The organism is Pararhodobacter sp., assembly GCF_036802785.1.
Lineage (GTDB): Bacteria > Pseudomonadota > Alphaproteobacteria > Rhodobacterales > Rhodobacteraceae > Pararhodobacter.
In genome coordinates this window covers 1-20,632 of the sequence record NZ_DAIRVN010000064.1, presented here as the reverse complement: position 1 = coordinate 20,632, position 20,632 = coordinate 1, and the positions used below count along the sequence as shown (strand labels likewise).

Here is a 20,632-nt window from a genome sequence, read left to right as displayed (position 1 = left end):
CCAAGCCCGCAAGCATTTGCTTCAGCAGGGCCATGACCTATCTGCGCCCCTTACCGCGAACCGATCTGCCCCGCCCGCCGGATGCTGTGGCGCTGGCGGGCAGTGCCCATGTCTGGTGGAGCGAGGCCGATCTGACACTGCGGGGCCTGCCCACCCAGCGTTTTCTGGCGGATGAGCTGGTACCCGCTGATTGTGCCCGTCTGGCCGCCCCGCGCCCGTTGCTGCCGGGCCTGCCCACCGACCGCCCGCTGGTCATGGGTATCGTCAACACCACGCCGGACAGCTTTTCTGACGGGGGGCTGGCCCATGCGCCGGAGGCAGCGCTGGCGCGCGCGCAGGAACTGGCAGGCGCGGGGGCGGATATGCTGGATATCGGCGGTGAATCAACCCGGCCGGGGGCCGGGGAAGTGCCGGTTGACATCGAAATCGCCCGCACCGCGCCGGTGATTGCCGCGATCCGCGCGGCGGGCATTACCATCCCCATCTCGATCGACACGCGCAAGGCCGCAGTGGCCCGGGCGGCGCTGGCAGCGGGAGCGGATATGGTCAATGATGTCTCGGCGCTGGGCTATGACCCCGAAATGGCGGGGCTGGTGGCGCGCGCCGGGGTGCCGGTCTGCCTGATGCATGCACAGGGCGACCCGCAGACCATGCAGCGCGACCCGCGCTATGGCGATGTGCTGCTGGATGTCTATGATCGCCTGCTTGCGCGCATGGAATTCGCGCTGGATCAGGGGATCGCCCGCGAGCGGCTGATCGTTGACCCCGGCATCGGCTTTGGCAAGACATTGCGGCATAATCTGATGCTTTTGTCCGGCCTCTCACTCTATCACAATCTGGGGGTGCCCGTGCTGCTGGGCGCGTCGCGCAAGAAATTCATCGGCACGCTTTCGGGGGTGGAGACGGCGGCGGCGCGGATGCCGGGCTCGGTGGCGGTGGCGCTTCAGGCCGCCGCGCAGGGCGCGCAGATCATCCGCGTGCATGACGTGACTGAGACCGTGCAGGCGCTGGCGCTTTGGCGCGCGCTGTCAATCGAAGGACATGGGGAATGAGCCGGAAACTTTTTGGAACCGATGGTGTGCGCGGACAGGCCAACAGCTGGCCGATGACCGCCGATATGGCGCTGCGGCTGGGGGCGGCGGCGGGGCGCCATTTCAGCCGGGGCGGCGAGAACGGCCACCGGGTGGTGATCGGCAAGGACACGCGGCGCTCGTGCTACATGTTGGAAAACGCGCTGACGGCGGGGCTGACCTCGACCGGGATGAACGTGCTGCTGCTGGGGCCGGTACCGACACCTGCGGTGGGGTATCTGACCCGCTCGATGCGCGCCGATGTCGGCATCATGATTTCGGCCAGCCATAATCAGGCCACCGACAACGGGATCAAGTTTTTCGGCCCTGACGGGTTCAAACTGTCGGATGAGGCCGAGGCGGCGATCGAGGGGATCATGGCGGGGGAGATCATCCCCGCCGAGCCGCTGAAGATCGGTCGTGCCAAGCGCATTGATGACGGGCTGGGGCGCTACGTCGAATACGCCAAGACCACGCTGCCGCGCGGTGCCAGCCTGCGCGGGCTGAAGGTCGTGGTCGATTGCGCCAATGGCGCCGCCTACAAGGCCGCGCCCGAGGTGTTGTGGGAACTGGGGGCCGAGGTGATTGCGCTGGGCGTGGCGCCGGACGGGTTCAACATCAACCGCGAGGTGGGCTCGACCCATCCGCGCGCGGCGGCTGAGGCGGTGGTGGCGCATGGCGCGCATATCGGCCTGTGCCTTGATGGCGATGCCGACCGGATCGTGATGATCGACGAACATGGTCAGATCGCCGATGGCGACCAGATCATGGCGCTGATGGCGCGCCGCTGGGCCGAGGAAGAGCGCCTCAACGACGGCACCCTTGTTGCAACGGTGATGTCGAACCTTGGCCTTGAGCGCTATCTGCACAGCCACGGGCTGCGGCTTGAGCGCACCTCGGTCGGCGACCGCTATGTGGTCGAACGGATGCGCGCGGGGGGGTATAATCTGGGTGGCGAGCAGTCCGGCCATATCGTGATGACCGATTACGCGACCACCGGCGACGGGCTGATCGCGGGGCTTCAGGTGTTGCAGGCGATGGTCGATCAGGGCGAACCGGCCAGTCACCTGATGCGCCAGTTCGCGCCGGTGCCGCAACTGCTGCGCAATGTGCGCTTTGCGGCGGGTCAGGCACCGATGACGGCGGAGAGCGTGCAGTCGGCGATCCGTGCGGCCGAGGTCCGGCTGGAGGGCTGCGGGCGGCTTCTGATCCGCAAGTCAGGGACGGAGCCGCTGGTGCGGGTGATGGCGGAATGCGAGGATCAGGGGCTGCTTGACGATATCGTCGGCGGGCTGGTGGCCGAGATCGAGGCCGCGCTGTAAGCGCGCCCGCCCTGCGGGGGCGGGGAGAGGGGGGCGCTGCCCCCCTTCCGGGCCTGCGGCCCGTTACCCCCCGGGGGAACAGGTTGCAGGGGTGGTGCTTCGTTTCGTCAGAGGTGTCCGGGATTTCCCGGTTGATCCGGGGGCGGTTTGGTTCTGCCACCACGGAGGCGGCTTCAGCCTTTCAGCCTCAGCGCATCCCGATGCCCAGCTGCATCAGCCCCCGGCGCACCGGCCCCAGCGTATAGAGCGTGTTCAGCGCCGCGGCGCGGGCGTCGCGCAGCGGCTGGGCCTGCAGCATCGAGGCGCGGTTGAGCAGGTCAACCCCGTGCAGCCGCAGCTTCACCTCGGGCCAGCGCCTGCGGTGGTAGGCATCAAGCATCGCGGGTGTGCCCAGCGTCTCGTCACGCGCCAGATCCAGCAGTGCGCCCAGATCGGCGATCGACATGTTCAGACCCTGCGCCCCGATCGGCGGCACCACATGCGCAGCCTCGGCCATCAGCGCCGTGCGCTCGCCGCTGAAGCGATCCGCGATCTGGGCGATGATCGGCCAGACGGTCAGGGCCGAGGCCAGCCGCAACGGCCCGAAGAGCCCGGCTGAGCGCTCATTCATCGCGGCCTCGAACGCCGCGACCGGCAGCGCCTGCAGGCGCGCAATCTCGGCCCCGGTATCCATCCAGACCACGGCTGAGCAGGGCTGGCCCTCATGGTCAGGCAGGGGAACCAGCGTGAAAGGGCCGCCCGCGCGATGCACCTCGGTGGAGACATTGTCATGCGGCGCCTGGTGGGTGACGGCAAAGGCCAGCGCCTTCTGGCCATAGCGCAGGGTCTGCACGCCGATCCCCAGCGCCTGACGCATGGGCGAGTTGCGACCATCGGCGGCGATCAGCAACCGGGCTGAAACGAGGCTGCCGTCCGACAGGCTGACCAGCGCCTCGGCCTCGCGGGTGATCAGCCGCGTGGTCGCCACACCGGGGCGGAAGCGGACATCCGGCAGGTCATCCAGCCGCGCCAGAAACTCACGCCGCAGAAGCCAGTTGGGCAGGTTCCAGCCAAAGGGCCGGGCCGAAACATCACCGGCGTCAAAATCATGGACCACGCGCGCCACCGGCTCAGGCCCGCCGGCATCGACAATGCGCATCACCTGCAGCGGCATCGCATGTGGGGCCAGCCGCGACCAGAGGCCTGCGGCCTCAAGCACCGGGACCGAGGGTTGCAGGAAGGCGGTTGTGCGCAGATCGGCACCGGGGGCCTGCGCCTCGGTCACCGGGGGGGCCGGATCGACGCAGAGCACCGACCAGCCCGCAGAACCGAATGCCGCCGCGGCTGCCAGCCCGGCCACACCGCCGCCGGAGATCAGGATATCGACCGTCTCACGCATACTGCCCTCATCGCGCTGCTATCCTGCCGGATATAGCGCCGCGCGCGCCGCTGGGCGAGGGGAACCGTCAGCCCTGTGACGATCAGCCCGCTTTCACCGGCGGTATTCAGCCCCGGGTGATCAGAACCAGCACCACCAGCATCAGCGGCGCGGCCACCAGCGCGGGCATCACCAGCGCCGGAAGCCCCCAGAGCATGAAGGCGCAACCCCAGGCGCTGAGCAGGGCGGCCAGCAGGTAAAAGGGATAATCGGCATCCCCATCGGCCAGTTCGCGGGCGATGGGCCCCAGAAGCGGTATGCGGCGGATCAGTGGTTGGGGGTGATGGGGAACCGGGGACTGGGAGGCCGGGGACTGGGGATGAAGGGTCAGGGTGCTCATTGATGACTCCACAGGATATGATTTTCCCCACAGATATGTTTTCTGCGCGCCGCACCATCGGACGTGTCGCCGCAGTGCGGCAGCTGGTCGCAGGGGGCGATGATGGAGGGGTCGCTGACGCAGGGGCTAAAGCCCCGCCAGAAACCCGCCCAGATCATCGGTATGATGGTGGATATGGGCCGCATCGGCTGGCGGCAGCGGCGCGGGGGCGACATGCACGGTGCGCATGCCCAGCCCGTGCGGCACGCGCAGATTGCGCGGATCATCCTCGAACATCGCGGCGCGCGAGGGGGTAAGCCCGTCTGCGGCAAACACCGCCTCAAAGGCCTGCGGCTGCGGTTTGGGGTGATAACCCGCATGTTCCACGCCATAAACCGCGTCAAACAACCCCTCCAGCCCGCGCTTTTCAATCACGCGCTGCGCATAGGGGGCCGAGCCGTTGGTATAGACAATCCGCCGCCCCGGCAGCCGCCCAATCGCCGCCCGCAGTGCCGGATCAGGGCTGAGAACCGAGAAGTCGATCTCATGCACCTCTACCAGATAGGGGACCGGATCGACACCGTGATGGGTCATCAGCCCGGCCAAGGTGGTGCCGTAATCCAGCCAGTATTTCTTGCGCAGAATATCGGCCTGCGCGCGCTCAGTGCCGGTGGTGCGCATGACAAAATCGGTCATCCGCGCGTCGATCTGGTCAAAGAGGCGCATCGCGGGCGGGTAAAGGGTGTTGTCCAGGTCGAAGACCCAGGTATCAACATGGCTGAAGGATGCGCTGACCATGGCGCTGAGCTAACGCGAAAACGGCGCCAACTCAAGCCTTTGGGGCGAAAAACAGGGTTTCCAGCGGGGGCGCTTGCCACTAGGCTGCGCGCCCAATGGAAAGGCCGCATGACCGGGCCACAAGGGGAAGCGCCGATGGCTGAAACGCGTATGCAGCAGGCCGATGCCTATACGCTGATCCTTGCCGCGATTGACGAGGGGATTTACCGGCCCGGCGACCGGCTGGTGGAATCGGAACTGGCGGAGCGGTTCGGTGTGTCGCGCACGCCGATTCGTGAGGCTTTGCAGCGGCTTGAGACGCAATCGCTGTTGTCGCGCGACGGGCGCTCGCTGATCGTGGCCTCGCTGGACCATAACCAGCTGGCCGAGCTTTATGTGGTGCGCGCCGAGCTGGAGGGGCTGGCCGCCCGTCTGGCCGCACGCCATGCCACCGTTGAAGAGGTGCGGGTGCTGCGCGATATGGTTGCGGCTGACCGGCGGCTGGTGGATGATCCGGCAGCGCTGAGCCGGGCCAACAAGCGGTTTCACAAGCAGATCCATCTGGCCTCGCACAACCGGTTTCTGGTGCAGCAACTGGACCTTGTTCACCGCTCGATGGCGCTGCTGGCGACAACCTCGCTTGCCGCCGAGGGGCGGGGTGATGAGGCCCTGGATGAACATGGCGCCATCGTCGAGGCGGTTGCGCGCGGGGACGGGGACGGGGCTGCCGCCGCGCTCAAGACCCATATTTCGCATGCGTTCGAGACGCGGCTCAAGCTGGAATCGGGCGACCGGCGGCGGCAAGGGCCCTGAACGGGCAGGGTGCCTGACGGTTGCGGTGCGGGCATTGGCGGCAGTAGGGCGGGCGTGGCCGGGGCCTTGAGGGCGCAGGCCGGTGCCGCGGGGCGGCTCACGCCTTGAGCACTGCGGGCTGGCTGGTGCTGTCATGCACACCATGGGCGGTCTTGTCCCAGTAGAACGGGCTGAGGATCATCTCCCAGCAGCCCTTGTAGGCGGCAAAGGCGGCCAGCGGGAAATAGAAATGCAGGCTGATCGCCCATGGCCGCAGGGCGCGGTGATCGCGCGCACTCAGTGCCGAGAGGTTGATGGCCAGATTGGTGACCTCAGCCACCAGAAACACGGCGGCGATGGCAAGAAGCGCGGCACCCGGCAATGCATCGGCAAGCGGGTGGCCAAGACCGAAGAGCATGAGCCAGAAGCTCCAGAGGATGGGGGCGAGCAGAAACTGGATGAGCGTGCCCAGAAACAGCACCTGAAAGCCGAAAAAGCGCCACGCCCCCAGTTGCCGCCACAAAAGCAACGGGTCACGCATATGCACCGCATAGGTCATCGCATAACCTTTCAGCCAGCGTGATCGCTGCCGGATCCATGGCAGAACGCGGCAATTGGCCTCCTCCAGCGTGATCGTATCCAGCAGTTCTGTCCGGTAGCCGTGGCGGGCCAGCCGGATGCCCAGATCGGCGTCTTCGGTCACGTTATGGGCATCCCAGCCGCCCAGTTCCTCAAGGATATCGCGCCGGAAGAACAGCGTGGTGCCGCCCAGCGGCACGGCCAGCCCCAGCTTTTCAAAACCGGGCAGAATCAGCCTGAACCATGCGGCGTATTCGATGGTAAAGCAGCGTGACAGCCAGTTGGTGCCGGGGTTGTAGTAATCCAGCACACCCTGCACACAGGCCAGATCCGGCCCGCCCTGCGCAAAGCGCCCGGCGACGCGGTGGAGTTGGTCAGGCGCGGGCGCATCCTCGGCATCATAGACGCCGACGATGCTGCCGCGGGCGAAATTCAGGGCATAGTTCAGCGCGCGCGGCTTGGTGCGCAGGGCCGAATCAGGCACCGGAATGATGCGTATCCAGTGCGGCAGGCGGGCGCGGGCCAATGCGGCGCGCGTCAGGTCATCGTCCTCCTCCACCACCAGCATGACATCGAGCAGCTCGCGCGGATAGGTCAGTGCGCCCAGCCGCGCCACCAGCCGCGCGGCGATATCTGGCTCCCGGAACAGCGGGACCATCATCGAAATCACGGGTTTGCGGACCGGCGGGGCCTGCGCGGTGGCCTGCGGCGGAGGTGGGCGGGGCATCACCGGCCTTGCATGGCGCAGGCTGCGCAACTGGGTGACCGTGGCGGCGACGCGCAGCACCGTCCCCAGCAGGAGCGCGACCACGACGATGCCGAAAAGGACCATGAAACTGGCGACCGGGGCAATCACCGCCGAAAAGGTCATCACCGCCAGCGAGATCCCCAGCAGGATGCTGAAGCGCCGCGCGTTCCAGATCCGGCAGCTCTCTTCGGCGCGAACGCAGGTTTCTGCAAGCAGTGTCAGAAGGTTGCGCCGTGATCTGATGAGCGCGCGATGCAACTCGCTTTCCGAGACGACAGCCATTGCCACGGGGCCCAGCATGGTTTCCAGCGCAGTGCGGTGTTCGGCGAAACGGTCTGGCATGGCTGTGGCCACCAGCGTGACCGCCCCCGCCCGCCGCCATGGCAGGCAGCCCATGGCAAGGCAGCGCTCAGGGCCCAGAAGGTCGATCAGTCGCGGGTCCGGACGGCTGGTGGCGCTGTTCAGAACCGTTGTCTGGTGCTGGACGGCCAGCGCCTGAACAATCGCCTCTTCGCTGGCCATGCCATGCGCGCGCAGGATGTCACCCAGCCGCGCGTTCTCACGGCGCTGGATGGTCAGCGCCCGCATCAGATCCGCCGAGGCCAGCGCCCCGGCTTCCAGCATGATCATGCCCAGCGGGCGCCGACCGGAGGCGCTGGGCGGGGTATCGGCGGGGTGGTCAGGCGTGGCGCCCGGCACCTCTGCCGCTTCATCGGGCCAGCAATCACGCTGCAAGCGCGCCAGTCCCATCGCACCCTCCCGCTTGCGGCCCTGCGGGGGCCAAGGCCAGCCGGGTTCAGCCCGGTTCCCGTCCACCTTACCCAGCGAGCGGTTAACAGAGCGTTAAAGTGCGAACGGAAACCCTCAGGCCACCTTGCGCGCCGCCATCGCAGCCGCGAAACGCTCGAACAGGTAATAGCTGTCCTGCGGGCCAGGGCTGGCCTCGGGGTGGTACTGCACCGAAAAGACCGGGCGACCGGCCATGCGGATCCCGCAGTTCGAGCCGTCGAACAGGCTGATATGCGTTTCCAGAACCCCTTCGGGCAGGGTCTGGCTGTCAACGGTGAAGCCGTGGTTCATGCTGGTGATCTCAACCTTGCCGGTCTCCAGATCCTTGACCGGATGGTTGGCGCCGTGATGGCCGTGATTCATCTTGATCGTGCGCGCACCGAGCGCGAGCGCGAGCATCTGATGACCCAGACAGATGCCGAAAACCGGCATATCCTGCGCCAGAACACCCCGGATCATCGGCACGGCATAGTCACCCGTCGCCGCCGGGTCGCCGGGACCATTGGAGAGGAAAACGCCATCGGGGTTCAGCGCCAGAACCTCTTCGGCGGTCGCGGTGGCGGGCAGGACGGTGACATCACATCCCGCCGAGGCGAGGCACCGCAGGATGTTGCGCTTGGCGCCGTAATCGATCGCCACCACCCGGTGAATCGGGGCGGTCTGGCGCAGATAGCCATCGGGCCAGGCCCAACGCATCTCATCCCAGCGATAGCTCTGGGCACAGGTTACATCCTTCGCCAGATCAAGGCCCACAAGCCCCTTCCAGGCACGCGCCTTCGCCACCAGCGCCTCCAGGTCGAAATTGCCCTCGGGGTCATGGGCCAGCGCGACATGGGGAGCGCCTTGCTGGCGGATCGCCCGGGTGAGGCGGCGCGTGTCGATGCCGCCGATGCAGATGCGGCCGCGCCGGGTCAGCCATTCCACCAGATCGCCGGTGGCGCGCCAGTTCGAGGGCTCGGTCGGGTCCCATTTCACCACCATGCCGGCCGCGACGGGGTCGGCGGTCTCGTCATCCTCGGGGGTGACGCCGGTATTGCCGATATGCGGGAAGGTGAAAGTCACGACCTGACCGGCATAGGAGGGGTCGGTCATGATTTCCTGATAGCCGGTCATCGCGGTGTTGAAGCAGAGCTCCGCCACGGTCTCACCGGTCGCGCCGAACCCGCGCCCGTAAAAGATGGTCCCGTCGGCAAGAACAAGACATGCGGTCGGCTTGGCAGGCGAAGGGGCTGCGGGCATCGGATGACTCCTGTCAGAATTTGGCCACCCGTAAAGGCATGCCGCGCCAGAATCAAGGCCATGCGTGCATTGCGCGCCTCGTTGACCTGCCCGTTGACCTGCCCGTTGACCTGAATGCCTGCTTCGCAGAAGTCTCTTTGCTCAGAAAGGGGGGCTCTGCCCCCGCCCGTCCATCTACGATGGCCGGACTCCCCCGGGATATTTCTGAACAGGTGAAGCAGGGGCGCGGCGCCTCCTTTCATCTTGCCGGAAGTACGCGGGGGGTGAGCGGCGTCTCGGGGGCCTTCCAGTGGAAGGCCCCAGCCGCGAACGCCGAGCCCGTGGCGAGGCCGGGGAATGGGCCGCAGGCCCAGAGGGGGCGAAGCCCCCTGACACCTGAAAAAGAAGAGGGGGCAACGCCCCCTGATGCCGCGCGGCCTGGCCAAACGGGATGAGTGTTGCGGCGCAGCCGCGATGCGAAGACGGGCGGGAGCCGCGCCGCGCCGCGCCGGGGGGTCAGATACCGGCGATTTCCGAGCGGATGGCGGCGGCAGCGGCCTTCGGGTCGGCGGCCTGCCAGACCGGGCGGCCCACGACGATGTGATCGGCGCCCGCGCGGATGGCATCGGCGGGGGTGGCGATGCGTTTCTGGTCGCCTTTTGACGTGCCTGCGGGGCGTACGCCGGGGGTGACGATCAGTTTGCCTGCCGCTTCGGGCAGGGCGCGGATCAGGGCGGCCTCATGCGGGCTTGCGATTACGCCATGGGCACCCGCGCCGAGCGCGCGGGCGGCGCGTTGGGTGGCGATGTCACTCAGTTCGCCGGGGACGAGCAGCGCCTCGTCAAGATCCTGCCGGTCAAGCGAGGTCAGGATGGTTACTGCCAGGATTTTCAGCTCCGTTCCCGCCGCCCCTTCGCAGGCTGCGCGCACCACATGCGGGTCGCCGTGCACTGTCAGGAAATCCAGATCGTAGCGGGCAATGCCGCGCACCGCCGCTTCGATGGTTGCGCTGATGTCGAAGAGCTTAAGGTCAAGGAATATCCGTTTGCCGTGCTCGGCCTTCAGCTCATTGGCCAAAGCCAACCCGCCGCCGGTCAGCATGCCCAGCCCGATCTTGTAAAAGCTCACCCCGTCGCCCAGCGTCTTGGCCAGTTCCAGCCCGCTCAGCACATCGGGGACATCGAGTGCGACGATCAGGCGGTCATCGGCGGCAGTAGCGGTTGTGTGGGCGGGCATGGGCGGCTCCTGTGCGCTGGCGGGTCGCGCCTCTTTGGCGCAGGGCCGGGGGTGATGCAAGCATCAGGCGATGGATTCCATGCGTTCCTTCGACAGCCCGCCCGGCACAATCGTGATAGGAACCGGCAGCGCGCCCGAGCTGCGGGTCAGCTGTGTCACCAGCGGCCCCGGGCCGGAGCGGTCGGTGCCTGCGCCCAGCACCAGAATGCCGATGCGCGGGTCATCGCGGATCTGGGCGAGGATTTCATCCACCGGCTCACCCTCGCGGATCACCAGTTCCGGGTCGATTCCCTGCCGGTCGCGCATCCATTTGGCGAAGACCTCAAAATGGGCCTCAATCCGCTCGCGGGCTTCGGCGCGCATCAGATCGGCCACGCCGATCCAGTGCTGGAACTCGTCCGGCGGGATGATCGACAATATCTGCACCCCGCCCCCGGTATGCGAGGCCCGCAGTGCCGCGAAGCGAATGGCGTTCAGGCATTCGCGGCTGTCGTCGAGAACGACGAGAAACTTGCGCATTCATGGCTCCCTGTTTCAATTATCATGACACCGGCGCGCGGCTGTGTCCAGCGCGCGGGCGGGTCAGCATTCTGAGCAACCTGCTGCCTGCCCATGAACCGGCAAGAAGCAGGAGCTGAAGCGCCAAAGCATAGATCAGGGCAAGCGCGGCGATTGCCGCGTTGCTGAGGCGGACCAGTGCGCGGAAGGCGCGGGTCTTGCCCAGCACCTCGACCGTTCGGCGGGTGCCGGGACCTGCGGCCGTGCTCAGCCTTGCCATGCGCGCGGCATCCTCGGCGCTGTCGACATGGCGCAGCAGGACCAGCGCATCGGCGGTTGAGGTGTTGCGCCCGAGGGTGCCGACATTCTGCGTCATCCGCCCCAGATCGGACAGGCGTGCCGTGTCGGTGACCGCCGAGAGCGGGGCGCGGCCAAGCGCGAAATCGGGCATGCGCGACCAGACCACGGGGATGTCGCTGGCGCTGCGCAGGCTGCGCATCAGGCCCGGCGTGAGCGTGCCCAGCCGCCGCGCCAGTCGCAGCATTGTGGCACCGGCCTTGAGGGTGACGGTGCTACCGCCGCTGACCACCACCAACCCCGTGGCGCCCAGCCCGACAACCGCCAGCCCGACTTCCAGCTGGTCCGGCTCTTCGCCGCTCAGCGCCGCCACCGCCGCGCGGCGCAGGGCGTTGATATCGCCCAGCGGGGTCAGCTCAACCGGGACGGCGCAGGCGCCGATCAGCGTGATCGAGGGGCAGGACATTATGTCATAGGCGCAGAGCGCGCAATCGGTGGCGCCGCGCAGCCAGCCTTCCTGCGCGGCCTCAAAAGCGGCGATCTGTTCGGGCAGGGGCGCGGGCAGGGTGATGGCGTGGTCCTGGGCGAGGGCGGTCAGCATGGTGACCCGGTCGCGGTCTTCTTCCGCCAGTGCCTCGGTCAGCCGGGGCAGCAGCCATTCAGGGGTGACGGTGCGGGCGGTCGCCCGCTCCAGCGCCCGTTGCACGTCATGGGTGCTGCGTTCGACAAAGGGCGCGGTGAACGGGGATTGCTGCAGCACGGCCCCGGTACCCAGCGCGGTGCCGCCCATACAGACGGCGGTCACCACGCCGTGCAGCGCCCGGCGCATCAGCGCGTGCTGGCGGCCCAGTCCCAATAAAGCTGGCGTGCGCGTTTCGTCACCGGCCCGATGGGATAGGACACATCATCAAAGGCGGAAACCGGGGTCACTTTGGCCAGATTGCCGGACAGGAACACCTCATCCGCCTTGCGGAAATCATCCAGCGTCAGCACGCATTCGCGCACCTCCATCCCGTCAGCGCGCAGATTGGCGATATGGCGCGCGCGGGTGATCCCGGCCAGAAAGGTGCCGTTGGGGATGGGGGTGAAGACCACGCCATCGCGCACCATGAAGACATTGGCGGTGGCGCTTTCGGCGACATTGCCATGGCTGTCGCAGACCAGCGCATTGCCGAAGCCTTTTGCATTGGCCTCGGCCAGCATCCGCGCGTTGTTGGGATAGAGGCAGCCTGCCTTGGCGTTGACCACCGCATTGTCCAGCGTCGGGCGGCGGAAGCGGGTGGTGGTCAGCGTGGTGGCGGCATCGGGCGCGGGCATCGGGATGTCTTCAAGGCAGATGCAGAAGCCGGTTGCGCCGGGTTTGGGCACGATCCCCAGCGCGCCGCCGTCAAGACCCCAGTACATGGGCCGGATATAGCAGGGCGCGCTGGACCCCTTCAGCCCTTCGCGCACGATGGCGACCATGTCTTCGGTCGAAACCGTGGGCGTCAGCATCAGTGCCTCGGCAGAGCGGTTGATGCGCGCGCAGTGCGCCTCCAGATCCGGGGTCATGCCGTCAAAGAAGCGCGCGCCGTCAAACACCGTGGTGCCAAGCCATGCGCCATGATCGGCGGCGCGCATCACAGGCACATCGCCCTGATGCCATGCGCCTTCAAAATAGGTGCGGATGTTGGTGCCCGTGGCCATGTCGCTGTCCTTCCATGCGTGTTGCGGTGACTAAAGCACCACAGCGCGCGGGCGTCCAGAGGGGGTCAGGCCTCGGCCAGAAGGGCGGCGAGATCAAGGCGCGTGTTGGTCATCTGTATCTGGCCCTGCGCATCGCGCGGCCAGGTGCTTTCGGGGCGGTCGCGGTACAGCTCCACCCCGTTGCCATCGGGGTCGCGCAGATAGATCGCCTCCGAGACACCATGATCGGCGGCGCCGTCCAGCGCGATGCCGGCGGCCAGCACGCGCTTGAGCGCCTGGGCCAGCGCGCGGCGGTCCGGATACAGGATGGCGGTATGGTAAAGCCCGGTATGGCCCAGAGGGGGCGGCGTGGCACCGGCGCTTTCCCAGGTGTTCAGCCCGATATGGTGGTGATAGCCGCCCGCGCCCAGAAAGGCCGCGCCCGGCCCGTAGCGCAGGGTCAGCTCAAACCCCAGCAGATCGCGGTAAAAGGCGATGGCGCGATCAAGATCGGCGACTTTCAGATGGACATGGCCGATTCGCGTCTGGGCGGGGGCAATGGCGGGTTGGCTGGGCATGATGCGCTCTCCGGGTTGGATATGACCCATAGATAGGCCTGCCAAAGGGCGGAGAAAACGGGCAAAAGCGCAGCCCCGCTGTGCGACAGCTCACAACCGGCCCGGTGCTTTCGCTGTGCAGGGGTCGGTTTGACTGAGCCGCAGTTGTGGCGCCCCTGATCAGAGGTTGAACACCCGGCTTGGATGCAGCTCGCCGCCGATATAGACCCCCACCGCAACCGGCTGGCCCTGAAAGCTGGCCCATGCGGTATCGCCGGGCCGGGCCTGCGCGGACAGAACCTGCCCGGGGTTGCCGTTACGCACCCGCACCGCCCCTTCGGCGGTCAGCGGAAGCTGCGGCAGATCGGCCAGCGCCACTTCCAGCGGCAGCAGCCGCGCGTCCAGCTCGGGCGTACCTGCCATCGCCTCGATCTGGTCCAGCGACAGGCCGTCATCGGCCAGAAACGGGCCGGACCATTCGCGCCGCAGCCATGCCACATGCGCATGACACCCCAGCGCCGCGCCCAGATCGCGCGCGATGGAGCGCACATAGCCGCCCTTGCCGCAGACCATGGCAAATTCGGCATGGTCTGCATCCGGATGCGCGGTCATTTCCAGCCGCTCAACGAAGAGCGGGCGCGCGGCCAGCTCCATCGCCTCACCCTCGCGGGCGATGTCATAGGCGCGCTCACCCTCCACCTTCACGGCAGAGAACTGCGGCGGAACCTGCATGATATCGCCGCGAAAGCCCGTCAGCGCGGCTTCGATCTGCGCATCGGTGGGGCGCAGATCGGAGGTTGCGATCACGCTGCCTTCGGCATCATCGGTGGTGGTGGCCTGCCCGAAGCGCACGCAGAACAGATAGCCCTTCATCGCATCGGTGACGAAGGGCACGGTCTTGGTGGCCTCGCCCAGCGCCACGGCCAGGACCCCGGTGGCGGCGGGGTCCAGCGTGCCCGCATGCCCGGCCTTGGCCGCATCCAGCGCGCGCCGCACCCTGGTGACAACAGTGGTCGAGGTCACGCCCGCAGGCTTGTCCACCACCAGCCAGCCATTGATCGCGCGGCCCTTGCGTTTGCGTGCCATATGCCCCCGTGCCCTCTGCTTTACTCAGGGCGCGCGGTCTAGCCCGCCCCGCGCGCACGGGCAAGCCCCAACCGCAAACGGCCCGGACCACAAGCCTGAGGGGCGGGGGGGCTGGACAGTTTCGCCGGGGCGCGTCAGGTTGGGGAAAATGCAACCTGAAGCGAGGCGCATCGCCATGTCCCCTGCCACTTCCGACCGGCCCTGGCATCTGCTGCCAGTCGCGCTGCTTCTGGTGCTCTGGCACGCTGCGCTGGGGTTTGACTATCTCAATGAGCGGTTCCACCTTGTCGCCGATGCGCCCGCCCTGATGGCGGCGCTGCCGCTGGACGCGCTTTGGCTCAAGGTTGTCTGGGCGATGGCGGTCTGGCTGGGGCTGCTGGGCGCGGCGTTTTTGCTGCTTGCCGATGACGCCTCGGTCCTGCTGATCTTTGCCGCTGCGGTCGCCATGCTGGCGGTGCTGGGGGCCTTTGCTGCGGCCGGGGTCACGGTGGCGCTTGCGGGGCCGCTGGCGGTGCCGGGATGGCACGGAATGGTCGCCGCGCTGGCGCTGATGCCGACACTGGGCTGGCTCTATGCGCGCGGGCAGAAGCGGCGCGGTGTGCTGCACTGAACCGCTTGCGAAACGCCTGTGCCTGAAGGGCTTTGCGGCCAACGGGCTGTCTGAACGAAAGGGAGCGCAATGATCCGTCGTAATCTGGCCGAGGCTGTCGGCAACACCCCTCTGATCCGGCTGAACAAGGCCAGCGAGGCCACGGGCTGCGAAATTCTGGGCAAGGCCGAGTTTCTGAACCCCGGCCAGTCGGTCAAGGACCGCGCGGCGCTTTTCATCATCCGCGATGCGGTTGCGCGCGGCGCGCTCAAGCCCGGCGGCACCATTGTCGAGGGGACGGCGGGCAATACCGGGATCGGGCTGGCGCTGGTGGGGTCGTCGATGGGGTTCCGCACCGTTATCGTGATTCCTGAGACGCAGAGCCAGGAAAAGAAGGATATGCTGCGCCTTGCCGGGGCCGAGCTGGTGGAGGTGCCCGCCGCGCCCTACAAGAACCCCAACAACTATGTCCGCTACTCAGGCCGTCTGGCCGAAGCGCTGGCCAAAACCGAGCCGAACGGCGCGATCTGGGCCAACCAGTTCGACAATACCGCCAATCGTCAGGCCCATATCGAAACCACCGGCCCCGAGATCTGGGAACAGACCGGCGGCAAGGTGGACGGGTTCATCTGTGCCGTGGGTTCGGGCGGCACGCTGGCCGGGGTGGCGATGGCGCTTCAGCCAAAGGGCGTGAAGATCGGCCTTGCAGACCCGGACGGTGCGGCGCTGCACAGCTTTTACACCACGGGTGAGCTGAAATCCGAGGGTTCCTCCATCACCGAGGGGATCGGGCAGGGGCGTATCACCGCCAATCTGGAGGGATTCACGCCCGACCATTCCTTCAACATCCCGGACAGCGAGGCGCTGCCGGTGGTGTTTGACCTGCTGGCAGAGGAGGGGCTTTGCCTTGGTGGCTCATCGGGGATCAACATTGCCGGGGCGATGCGCATGGCGCGGGCCATGGGGCCGGGGCATACGATCGTCACGGTTCTGTGCGATTACGGCACGCGCTACCAGTCAAAGCTGTTCAATCCCGCCTTCCTGAAGGATAAGGGATTGCCGGTGCCCGAATGGATGGACCGTGCTGCGCGCACCCTGCCGGATGTGCGCATCGACTGAGGCACATGAAAGCGGGTCTGGCTGGTATGGGTGCTGGTTTACGTCATGCGCTGGCGGTGCTGGCCGGGCTGCGGTTTCTCGCGGCCCTTTTCCTGTTGGCCGTGCTTGTGTCGGCGGGCAGCGCTCAGGCCCAGACCGGCGAGGCCGAGGGCCCGAATTATGCCCTCTGGGATCTGCTTGCCGAGCGCGCCGAAGCCGCCGTGGAAAGTGCCCGGACACCCTCTGCCGAACTGGAGGCCCTGCGCGCAAACGTTGTGGCGTTCCGCCTTCAGTTTCTGGAAACGCAGACCGCCAATCTTGACCGCACCCAGACCCTGCGCGAGCAGATCGCGGCGCTGGGCCCGGTACCCGCCGAGGGTGAGACCGAGGCGCCCGAGATTGCCGCGCGGCGCATTGATCTGAACGAGCGGCTGGCGCAGCGGCAGGCGCCGCTTCTGACCGCCGACGAGGCCTTTCGCCGGGCGGACGGCATCGTGCGCGCCATCGACCGGGTGCTGCGGGAGCGGCAGGCCGATGCGCTGCTGACCCTCTGGCCCACGCCGCTGAACCCGGCCAACTGGTGGGCGGGCGGCAATGTGCTGATCAGCTCGGGCCTGACGGTGTATGGCGAGGTGTATAACGCCTGGCTTGACCCGGCGCGCCGCGAGGAACTGGTCGCGGATCTGCCGATCACGCTGGGCGCGCTGGCGCTGGCCGCGCTTTTGCTGTTGCGCGGGCGGCACTGGATGGAGCAGCTGACCGTGCGCCTGCTGCAAAGCACCGCCATGCTGCGCGGGCGGGTGGTTGCGGCCTTTGTTCTGTCGCTGGCGCAGCTTCTGGTGCCCTTTGTCGGCCTGACGCTGCTTTCCACCGCGATCCAGTCCAGCCGCCTGAGCGGCCCCACTGTCGAGGCGCTGGCCGAAGCGCTGGTCTATGCCGGGATGGTGGTGTTTCTGGCGCGCTGGGTGTCGTTGCAGGTCTTTCCGAAACTGCCTGACCCGGGCCTGCCATTGCGGCTGGAGGATGACGAGCGCCGCCGGGGCCGTGTGCTGGCGCTTGTGCTGGGCGTGACGGTGGCCATCCGGCTGCTGTATGAGCCGCTTATCGCCCCGGACCTGCAGACGGATGCGGCCAATGCGGCGCTGATGTTCCCGCTCGTGGTGCTGGCCGGGTTGTTCCTGTTCCGTATGGGCCGCCTGCTCTGGGGCCATCAGTCGCTGGAGGCCGCCGCCGGGCCTGAAACCTCGGCCAGTTTCTTTGACCGGATGCTGCGGCTGGGCGCCAAGGCGGTGATGGTGCTGTCGGTCGTCGCGGTGGTTTTGGGGGCGGTGGGCTATGTCACCGCAGCCTTGCAGATTGTCATTCCGCTGATCGCCTCGCTTACGCTGGTGGCGGTGACCATCATCCTGCACCGGCTCATCACGGCGATCTATGACGCCGTGGTGGGGGATGATCACGAGGGCGCTTCCGAGGCGCTGGTGCCTGCGCTGGCGGGGATGGCACTGGCGATCATGGCGATGCCGGTGCTGGCGCTCATCTGGGGGGTGCGCGGGACCGAACTGCTGGAACTCTGGGCGCGTTTCCGCGAGGGCTTTACCCTGGGCGAGGCGCGCATCTCGCCCGCCAATATCCTGTCCTTCATTCTGGTCTTCGTGGTCGGCTTCCTGATCACGCGGGCTTTGCAGGGGGCGCTGGCCTCCTCGGTCCTGCCCAAGACGACGATGGAACGCGGCGCGCAGAAGGCGATGGTTTCCGGCGTCGGCTATATCGGGATTGTGGCGGCGGCGCTGGTGGCCTTTTCTACCGCCGGGATTGACCTGTCGGGGCTGGCGATTGTCGCCGGGGCGCTGTCGGTCGGTATCGGCTTTGGCCTTCAGAACATCGTGTCGAACTTTGTGTCGGGCCTTATCCTGCTGATCGAGCGCCCGGTTTCCGAGGGCGACTGGGTTGATGTGGGGCCGGTCACCGGCACGATCAGCCGTATCTCGGTGCGCTCGACGGTGATTGAAACCTTTGATCGTTCCGAAGTGATCGTGCCCAATGCCGACCTGATTTCAAGCTCGGTCACCAATTACACCAAATCCAACAAGACCGGCCGGCTGATCCTTCCGGTGGGTGTGGCCTATGGCACCGACACCCGCCGGGTTGAAGCGCTGCTGCGCGAGATCATCGAGGCCCAGCCGCTGGTGGTGATGAGCCCGCCGCCCAGCGTGCTGTTCATGCGCTTCGGGGGTGATGCGCTGGAGTTTGAGATCCGCGCCATCCTGCGCGATGTCAATTTCAAGCTGCGGGTGATGTCGGATATCAACCATGAAATCGCCCGCCGCTTTGTTGCCGAAGGGATCGAAATTCCCTTCGCGCAGCGCGATATCTGGTTGCGCAACCCTGAGGTGCTGCCGGGCGCCGCGCAGGGTGCCGCTGGTAGCCCCACGGGCGCTGCCGCACCTGCGGCGGCTGCCGGGGGGGCGGCGCTGCTGGCGGGAACCGCGCTGGCAGGAGCACCTGTGGCGGGCTCGGCCGCTGATCCTCGTTCGGCCCCCAGCCCTGAGCTGGAATTTGACAGCGACGACGAGCCGGAAAGCAACAGCGACGAGAATAACGAATGACCGAAGCCCTGTACCGCACCGACCCCTATCTGCGCGACTGTGAAGCGCGGGTGACCGGCCTGACCGAGACCGGCGCGCTGATCGTGGACCGCTCGGTGTTTTATCCGGCGGGCGGCGGCCAGCCGGGCGACAGCGGCAGGCTGGAATGGGACGGCGGCGCGCTGGAGATCACCGATACCGTGAAGGCGGGCGACGCTCTGGCGCTGGTCTGCGATCCGGCAGCGAATGGCCCGGCGACTGGCCAGACCGTTCGGATGGTGCTGGACTGGGACCGCCGCCACCTGCACATGCGCGTCCATACCGCGTTGCATCTGTTGTCGGTGGTGTTGCCCTTGCCGGTGACTGGTGGGTCAATCGGTGCGGGCAAGGGGCGGCTGGACTTCGACATGCCCGAAGCCCGGCGACAAGGACGCGCTGGAAGCGGCGCTGAACGAGCTGATCGCGCGCGACCTGCCGGTGACCGAGGACTGGATCACCGAGGCCGAACTGGCGGCCAGTCCGGGGCTGGTCAAAACCCTGTCTGTCGCGCCGCCGAAAGGGCAGGGAAGGGTGCGGCTGATCCGCATTGGCACAGGCGCCGGTCAGGTGGACCTGCAGCCCTGCGGCGGCACCCATGTGGCGCGCACCGCCGAGATCGGGCGGGTGGCGCTGGGCAAGATCGAAAAGAAGGGCCGCCAGAACCGGCGCGTGACGCTTCTGCTGGTCTAGCGTGGCGCGCCTGACACGGCGCCCGCAGCCCGCGCACCCTTGGCTGTGAGGCGCTTATTCGGCCGCTTCGGCAGGGCGGGGCGGGAAATCAGCGGTGATCTGCTCGGACGGGTCCATCTCGGGCAGACCATCGCGCGAAAGCAGGATGGCCACCGCGCGCGCCGAGGGGATGTGAGAGCAGATGATCATGATCGCCACCATGATCGGCACGGCCAGAAACATCCCCGGCACGCCCCATACCGCGCCCCAGAACGCCATCGCAATGATGATCCCGAAGGACGACACCCGCAGCGTCCGCCCCATCAGCATCGGGTCGATGACCGAGCCCAGCACGAACTGCAACAATCCCACGATCACGAAGATCAGCAGCGCGAAGGCCGGGTCAGTGACCTGAAGATAGGCCACAAGCGCGATCAGGCCGGTGGCGATGATCGAACCGACCGAGGGCAGGTAGTTCAGGATGAAGGTCACGATGCCCATCGCCGCCGCGAATTCCAGCCCGAAGAACACCATCACCAGATAGACCGACAGCCCGGTCACCGCACTGACCCCGGTTTTCACCAGCAGGTAGTGGTTCACGCGCCGGATGATCGAGCGGATGATCAGGCTGATCTGGCGCGCGCGCGTCTTGTCCTGCATCAGGCTTTCGAGTTTGGTATCGAACCAGATGCGCTCGGCAAACAGAAAGCCCACAAACAAAATCACCAGCGTCGTCGCGGAAAGCACGTTGCCCGCCTGCCCGGCAGCGGTGCGGATATAGCCCGACAGCTCGATCGAGCGGATCGAGGCGGCGATCGACGCCTCGGTATCCGGCCCCATCCAGGCGAAGAGGGCGGCAATCGCGCTGACCGCCTGATCGGTATAGGCGATGGTGGTAGTGACCACGGTATTGACCTGCACCAGCACAATCCCGGAAAGCGCCAGCAGGACAGACGAGATCAGCACGAAGGCGGCCATCGAGGCCAGCCAGTTGGTGATCCGCCAGTTACCGATTCTGAGCCGCGAGATGGAGCCGATGGCATCGGTGGTCAGCGAAAAGAGGATGATCGCGATCACCAGCGAGATCAGGATGAAGCGCGCCTGAACGAGCAGGAACAGGATCACCGCAAAGGCGATGATGCCCAGAAGCCACAACTGCAACCGCGAGCGTTCAAACGGCGACAGTTGCGCCGGGGCGCGGTTGTCGTGGGGCTGTTGCGGGGCGGTGGGTGCGCTCATTTCGGGCTTTTCGCTGGGGTGGCGGACAGGCGGCATCCTAGGG

At 66.9% G+C, this 20,632-nt stretch carries 18 protein-coding genes and 1 pseudogene; 7 read left to right on the top strand and 12 right to left on the bottom strand.

The window, feature by feature from the left end:
• The first annotated feature begins 32 nt into the window (after positions 1-32).
• Positions 33-1,052: a dihydropteroate synthase gene (gene folP, locus V7Q53_RS17890; RefSeq protein ID WP_333830099.1), complete on the top strand. Its 1,020-nt coding sequence runs from the start codon at positions 33-35 to the stop codon at positions 1,050-1,052.
• Positions 1,049-2,392: a phosphoglucosamine mutase gene (gene glmM, locus V7Q53_RS17885; RefSeq protein ID WP_333830098.1), complete on the top strand. Its 1,344-nt coding sequence runs from the start codon at positions 1,049-1,051 to the stop codon at positions 2,390-2,392. Before folP ends, glmM begins: the two co-directional genes overlap by 4 nt.
• 187 nt (positions 2,393-2,579) lie before the next feature.
• Here glmM and V7Q53_RS17880 read toward each other — a convergent pair whose 3' ends face one another.
• From V7Q53_RS17880 to V7Q53_RS17870, 3 genes are all read right to left on the bottom strand, one after another.
• Positions 2,580-3,770 (bottom strand): UbiH/UbiF family hydroxylase, encoded by a 1,191-nt coding sequence (locus V7Q53_RS17880; protein WP_333830097.1) that lies wholly within the window; start codon positions 3,768-3,770, stop codon positions 2,580-2,582.
• 106 nt (positions 3,771-3,876) lie between these two features.
• Positions 3,877-4,149 carry a hypothetical protein gene (locus V7Q53_RS17875; RefSeq protein WP_333830096.1) on the bottom strand — a complete coding sequence of 91 codons (273 nt, stop codon included), beginning with the start codon at positions 4,147-4,149 and terminating at the stop codon, positions 3,877-3,879.
• Between the two features lie 126 nt (positions 4,150-4,275).
• Entirely contained in the window at positions 4,276-4,926 is a 651-nt protein-coding gene (locus V7Q53_RS17870; protein WP_333830095.1) for a pyrimidine 5'-nucleotidase, read from the bottom strand.
• Between the two features lie 135 nt (positions 4,927-5,061).
• Between V7Q53_RS17870 and V7Q53_RS17865 the strand changes: the two genes are divergently transcribed.
• Complete coding sequence (locus V7Q53_RS17865) at positions 5,062-5,718, top strand: GntR family transcriptional regulator (protein WP_333830094.1); 657 nt, start codon at positions 5,062-5,064, stop codon at positions 5,716-5,718.
• A 97-nt stretch (positions 5,719-5,815) separates the two neighbouring features.
• Here V7Q53_RS17865 and V7Q53_RS17860 read toward each other — a convergent pair whose 3' ends face one another.
• The 8 genes from V7Q53_RS17860 to truB all read right to left on the bottom strand — a co-directional run bounded on the left by V7Q53_RS17860 (position 5,816) and on the right by truB (position 14,370).
• Positions 5,816-7,774 carry a glycosyltransferase family 2 protein gene (locus V7Q53_RS17860; protein WP_333830093.1) on the bottom strand — a complete coding sequence of 653 codons (1,959 nt, stop codon included), beginning with the start codon at positions 7,772-7,774 and terminating at the stop codon, positions 5,816-5,818.
• A gap of 114 nt (positions 7,775-7,888) precedes the next feature.
• Positions 7,889-9,052 (bottom strand): glutamine-hydrolyzing carbamoyl-phosphate synthase small subunit, encoded by a 1,164-nt coding sequence (gene carA, locus V7Q53_RS17855; RefSeq protein WP_333830092.1) that lies wholly within the window; start codon positions 9,050-9,052, stop codon positions 7,889-7,891.
• Positions 9,053-9,547: 495 nt separating this feature from the next.
• Entirely contained in the window at positions 9,548-10,267 is a 720-nt protein-coding gene (pyrF, locus tag V7Q53_RS17850) for an orotidine-5'-phosphate decarboxylase (RefSeq protein WP_333830091.1), read from the bottom strand.
• Positions 10,268-10,330: 63 nt separating this feature from the next.
• Positions 10,331-10,786, bottom strand: coding sequence for a universal stress protein (locus V7Q53_RS17845; protein ID WP_333830090.1), 456 nt, complete (start codon positions 10,784-10,786; stop codon positions 10,331-10,333).
• Between the two features lie 22 nt (positions 10,787-10,808).
• Entirely contained in the window at positions 10,809-11,891 is a 1,083-nt protein-coding gene (locus V7Q53_RS17840; RefSeq protein WP_333830088.1) for a hypothetical protein, read from the bottom strand.
• Entirely contained in the window at positions 11,891-12,748 is an 858-nt protein-coding gene (locus V7Q53_RS17835; RefSeq protein ID WP_333830087.1) for a branched-chain amino acid aminotransferase, read from the bottom strand. The genes V7Q53_RS17840 and V7Q53_RS17835 overlap by 1 nt, the downstream gene beginning before the upstream one ends.
• 65 nt (positions 12,749-12,813) lie before the next feature.
• Complete coding sequence (locus tag V7Q53_RS17830; RefSeq protein ID WP_333830085.1) at positions 12,814-13,305, bottom strand: VOC family protein; 492 nt, start codon at positions 13,303-13,305, stop codon at positions 12,814-12,816.
• Between the two features lie 159 nt (positions 13,306-13,464).
• Positions 13,465-14,370, bottom strand: coding sequence for a tRNA pseudouridine(55) synthase TruB (gene truB, locus V7Q53_RS17825; RefSeq protein WP_333830083.1), 906 nt, complete (start codon positions 14,368-14,370; stop codon positions 13,465-13,467).
• A 175-nt stretch (positions 14,371-14,545) separates the two neighbouring features.
• Here truB and V7Q53_RS17820 point away from each other — a divergent pair, with 175 nt between their 5' ends.
• The 4 genes and pseudogenes from V7Q53_RS17820 to V7Q53_RS17805 all read left to right on the top strand — a co-directional run bounded on the left by V7Q53_RS17820 (position 14,546) and on the right by V7Q53_RS17805 (position 19,371).
• Positions 14,546-14,980: a hypothetical protein gene (locus V7Q53_RS17820; RefSeq protein ID WP_333830081.1), complete on the top strand. Its 435-nt coding sequence runs from the start codon at positions 14,546-14,548 to the stop codon at positions 14,978-14,980.
• Positions 14,981-15,049: 69 nt separating this feature from the next.
• Positions 15,050-16,078, top strand: a complete 1,029-nt coding sequence (locus V7Q53_RS17815) for a cysteine synthase A (protein ID WP_333830079.1) — start codon at positions 15,050-15,052, stop codon at positions 16,076-16,078.
• Between the two features lie 5 nt (positions 16,079-16,083).
• Positions 16,084-18,663, top strand: a complete 2,580-nt coding sequence (locus V7Q53_RS17810; RefSeq protein WP_333830077.1) for a DUF3772 domain-containing protein — start codon at positions 16,084-16,086, stop codon at positions 18,661-18,663.
• Positions 18,660-19,371 (top strand): annotated as a pseudogene (locus V7Q53_RS17805) (alanyl-tRNA editing protein). Before V7Q53_RS17810 ends, V7Q53_RS17805 begins: the two are co-directional and overlap by 4 nt.
• 54 nt (positions 19,372-19,425) lie before the next feature.
• Here the strand turns inward: V7Q53_RS17805 and V7Q53_RS17800 are convergent.
• On the bottom strand, positions 19,426-20,625 hold the full coding sequence (locus V7Q53_RS17800) for an AI-2E family transporter (RefSeq protein ID WP_333830105.1): 1,200 nt from the start codon (positions 20,623-20,625) through the stop codon (positions 19,426-19,428).
• Positions 20,626-20,632: the final 7 nt, after the last annotated feature.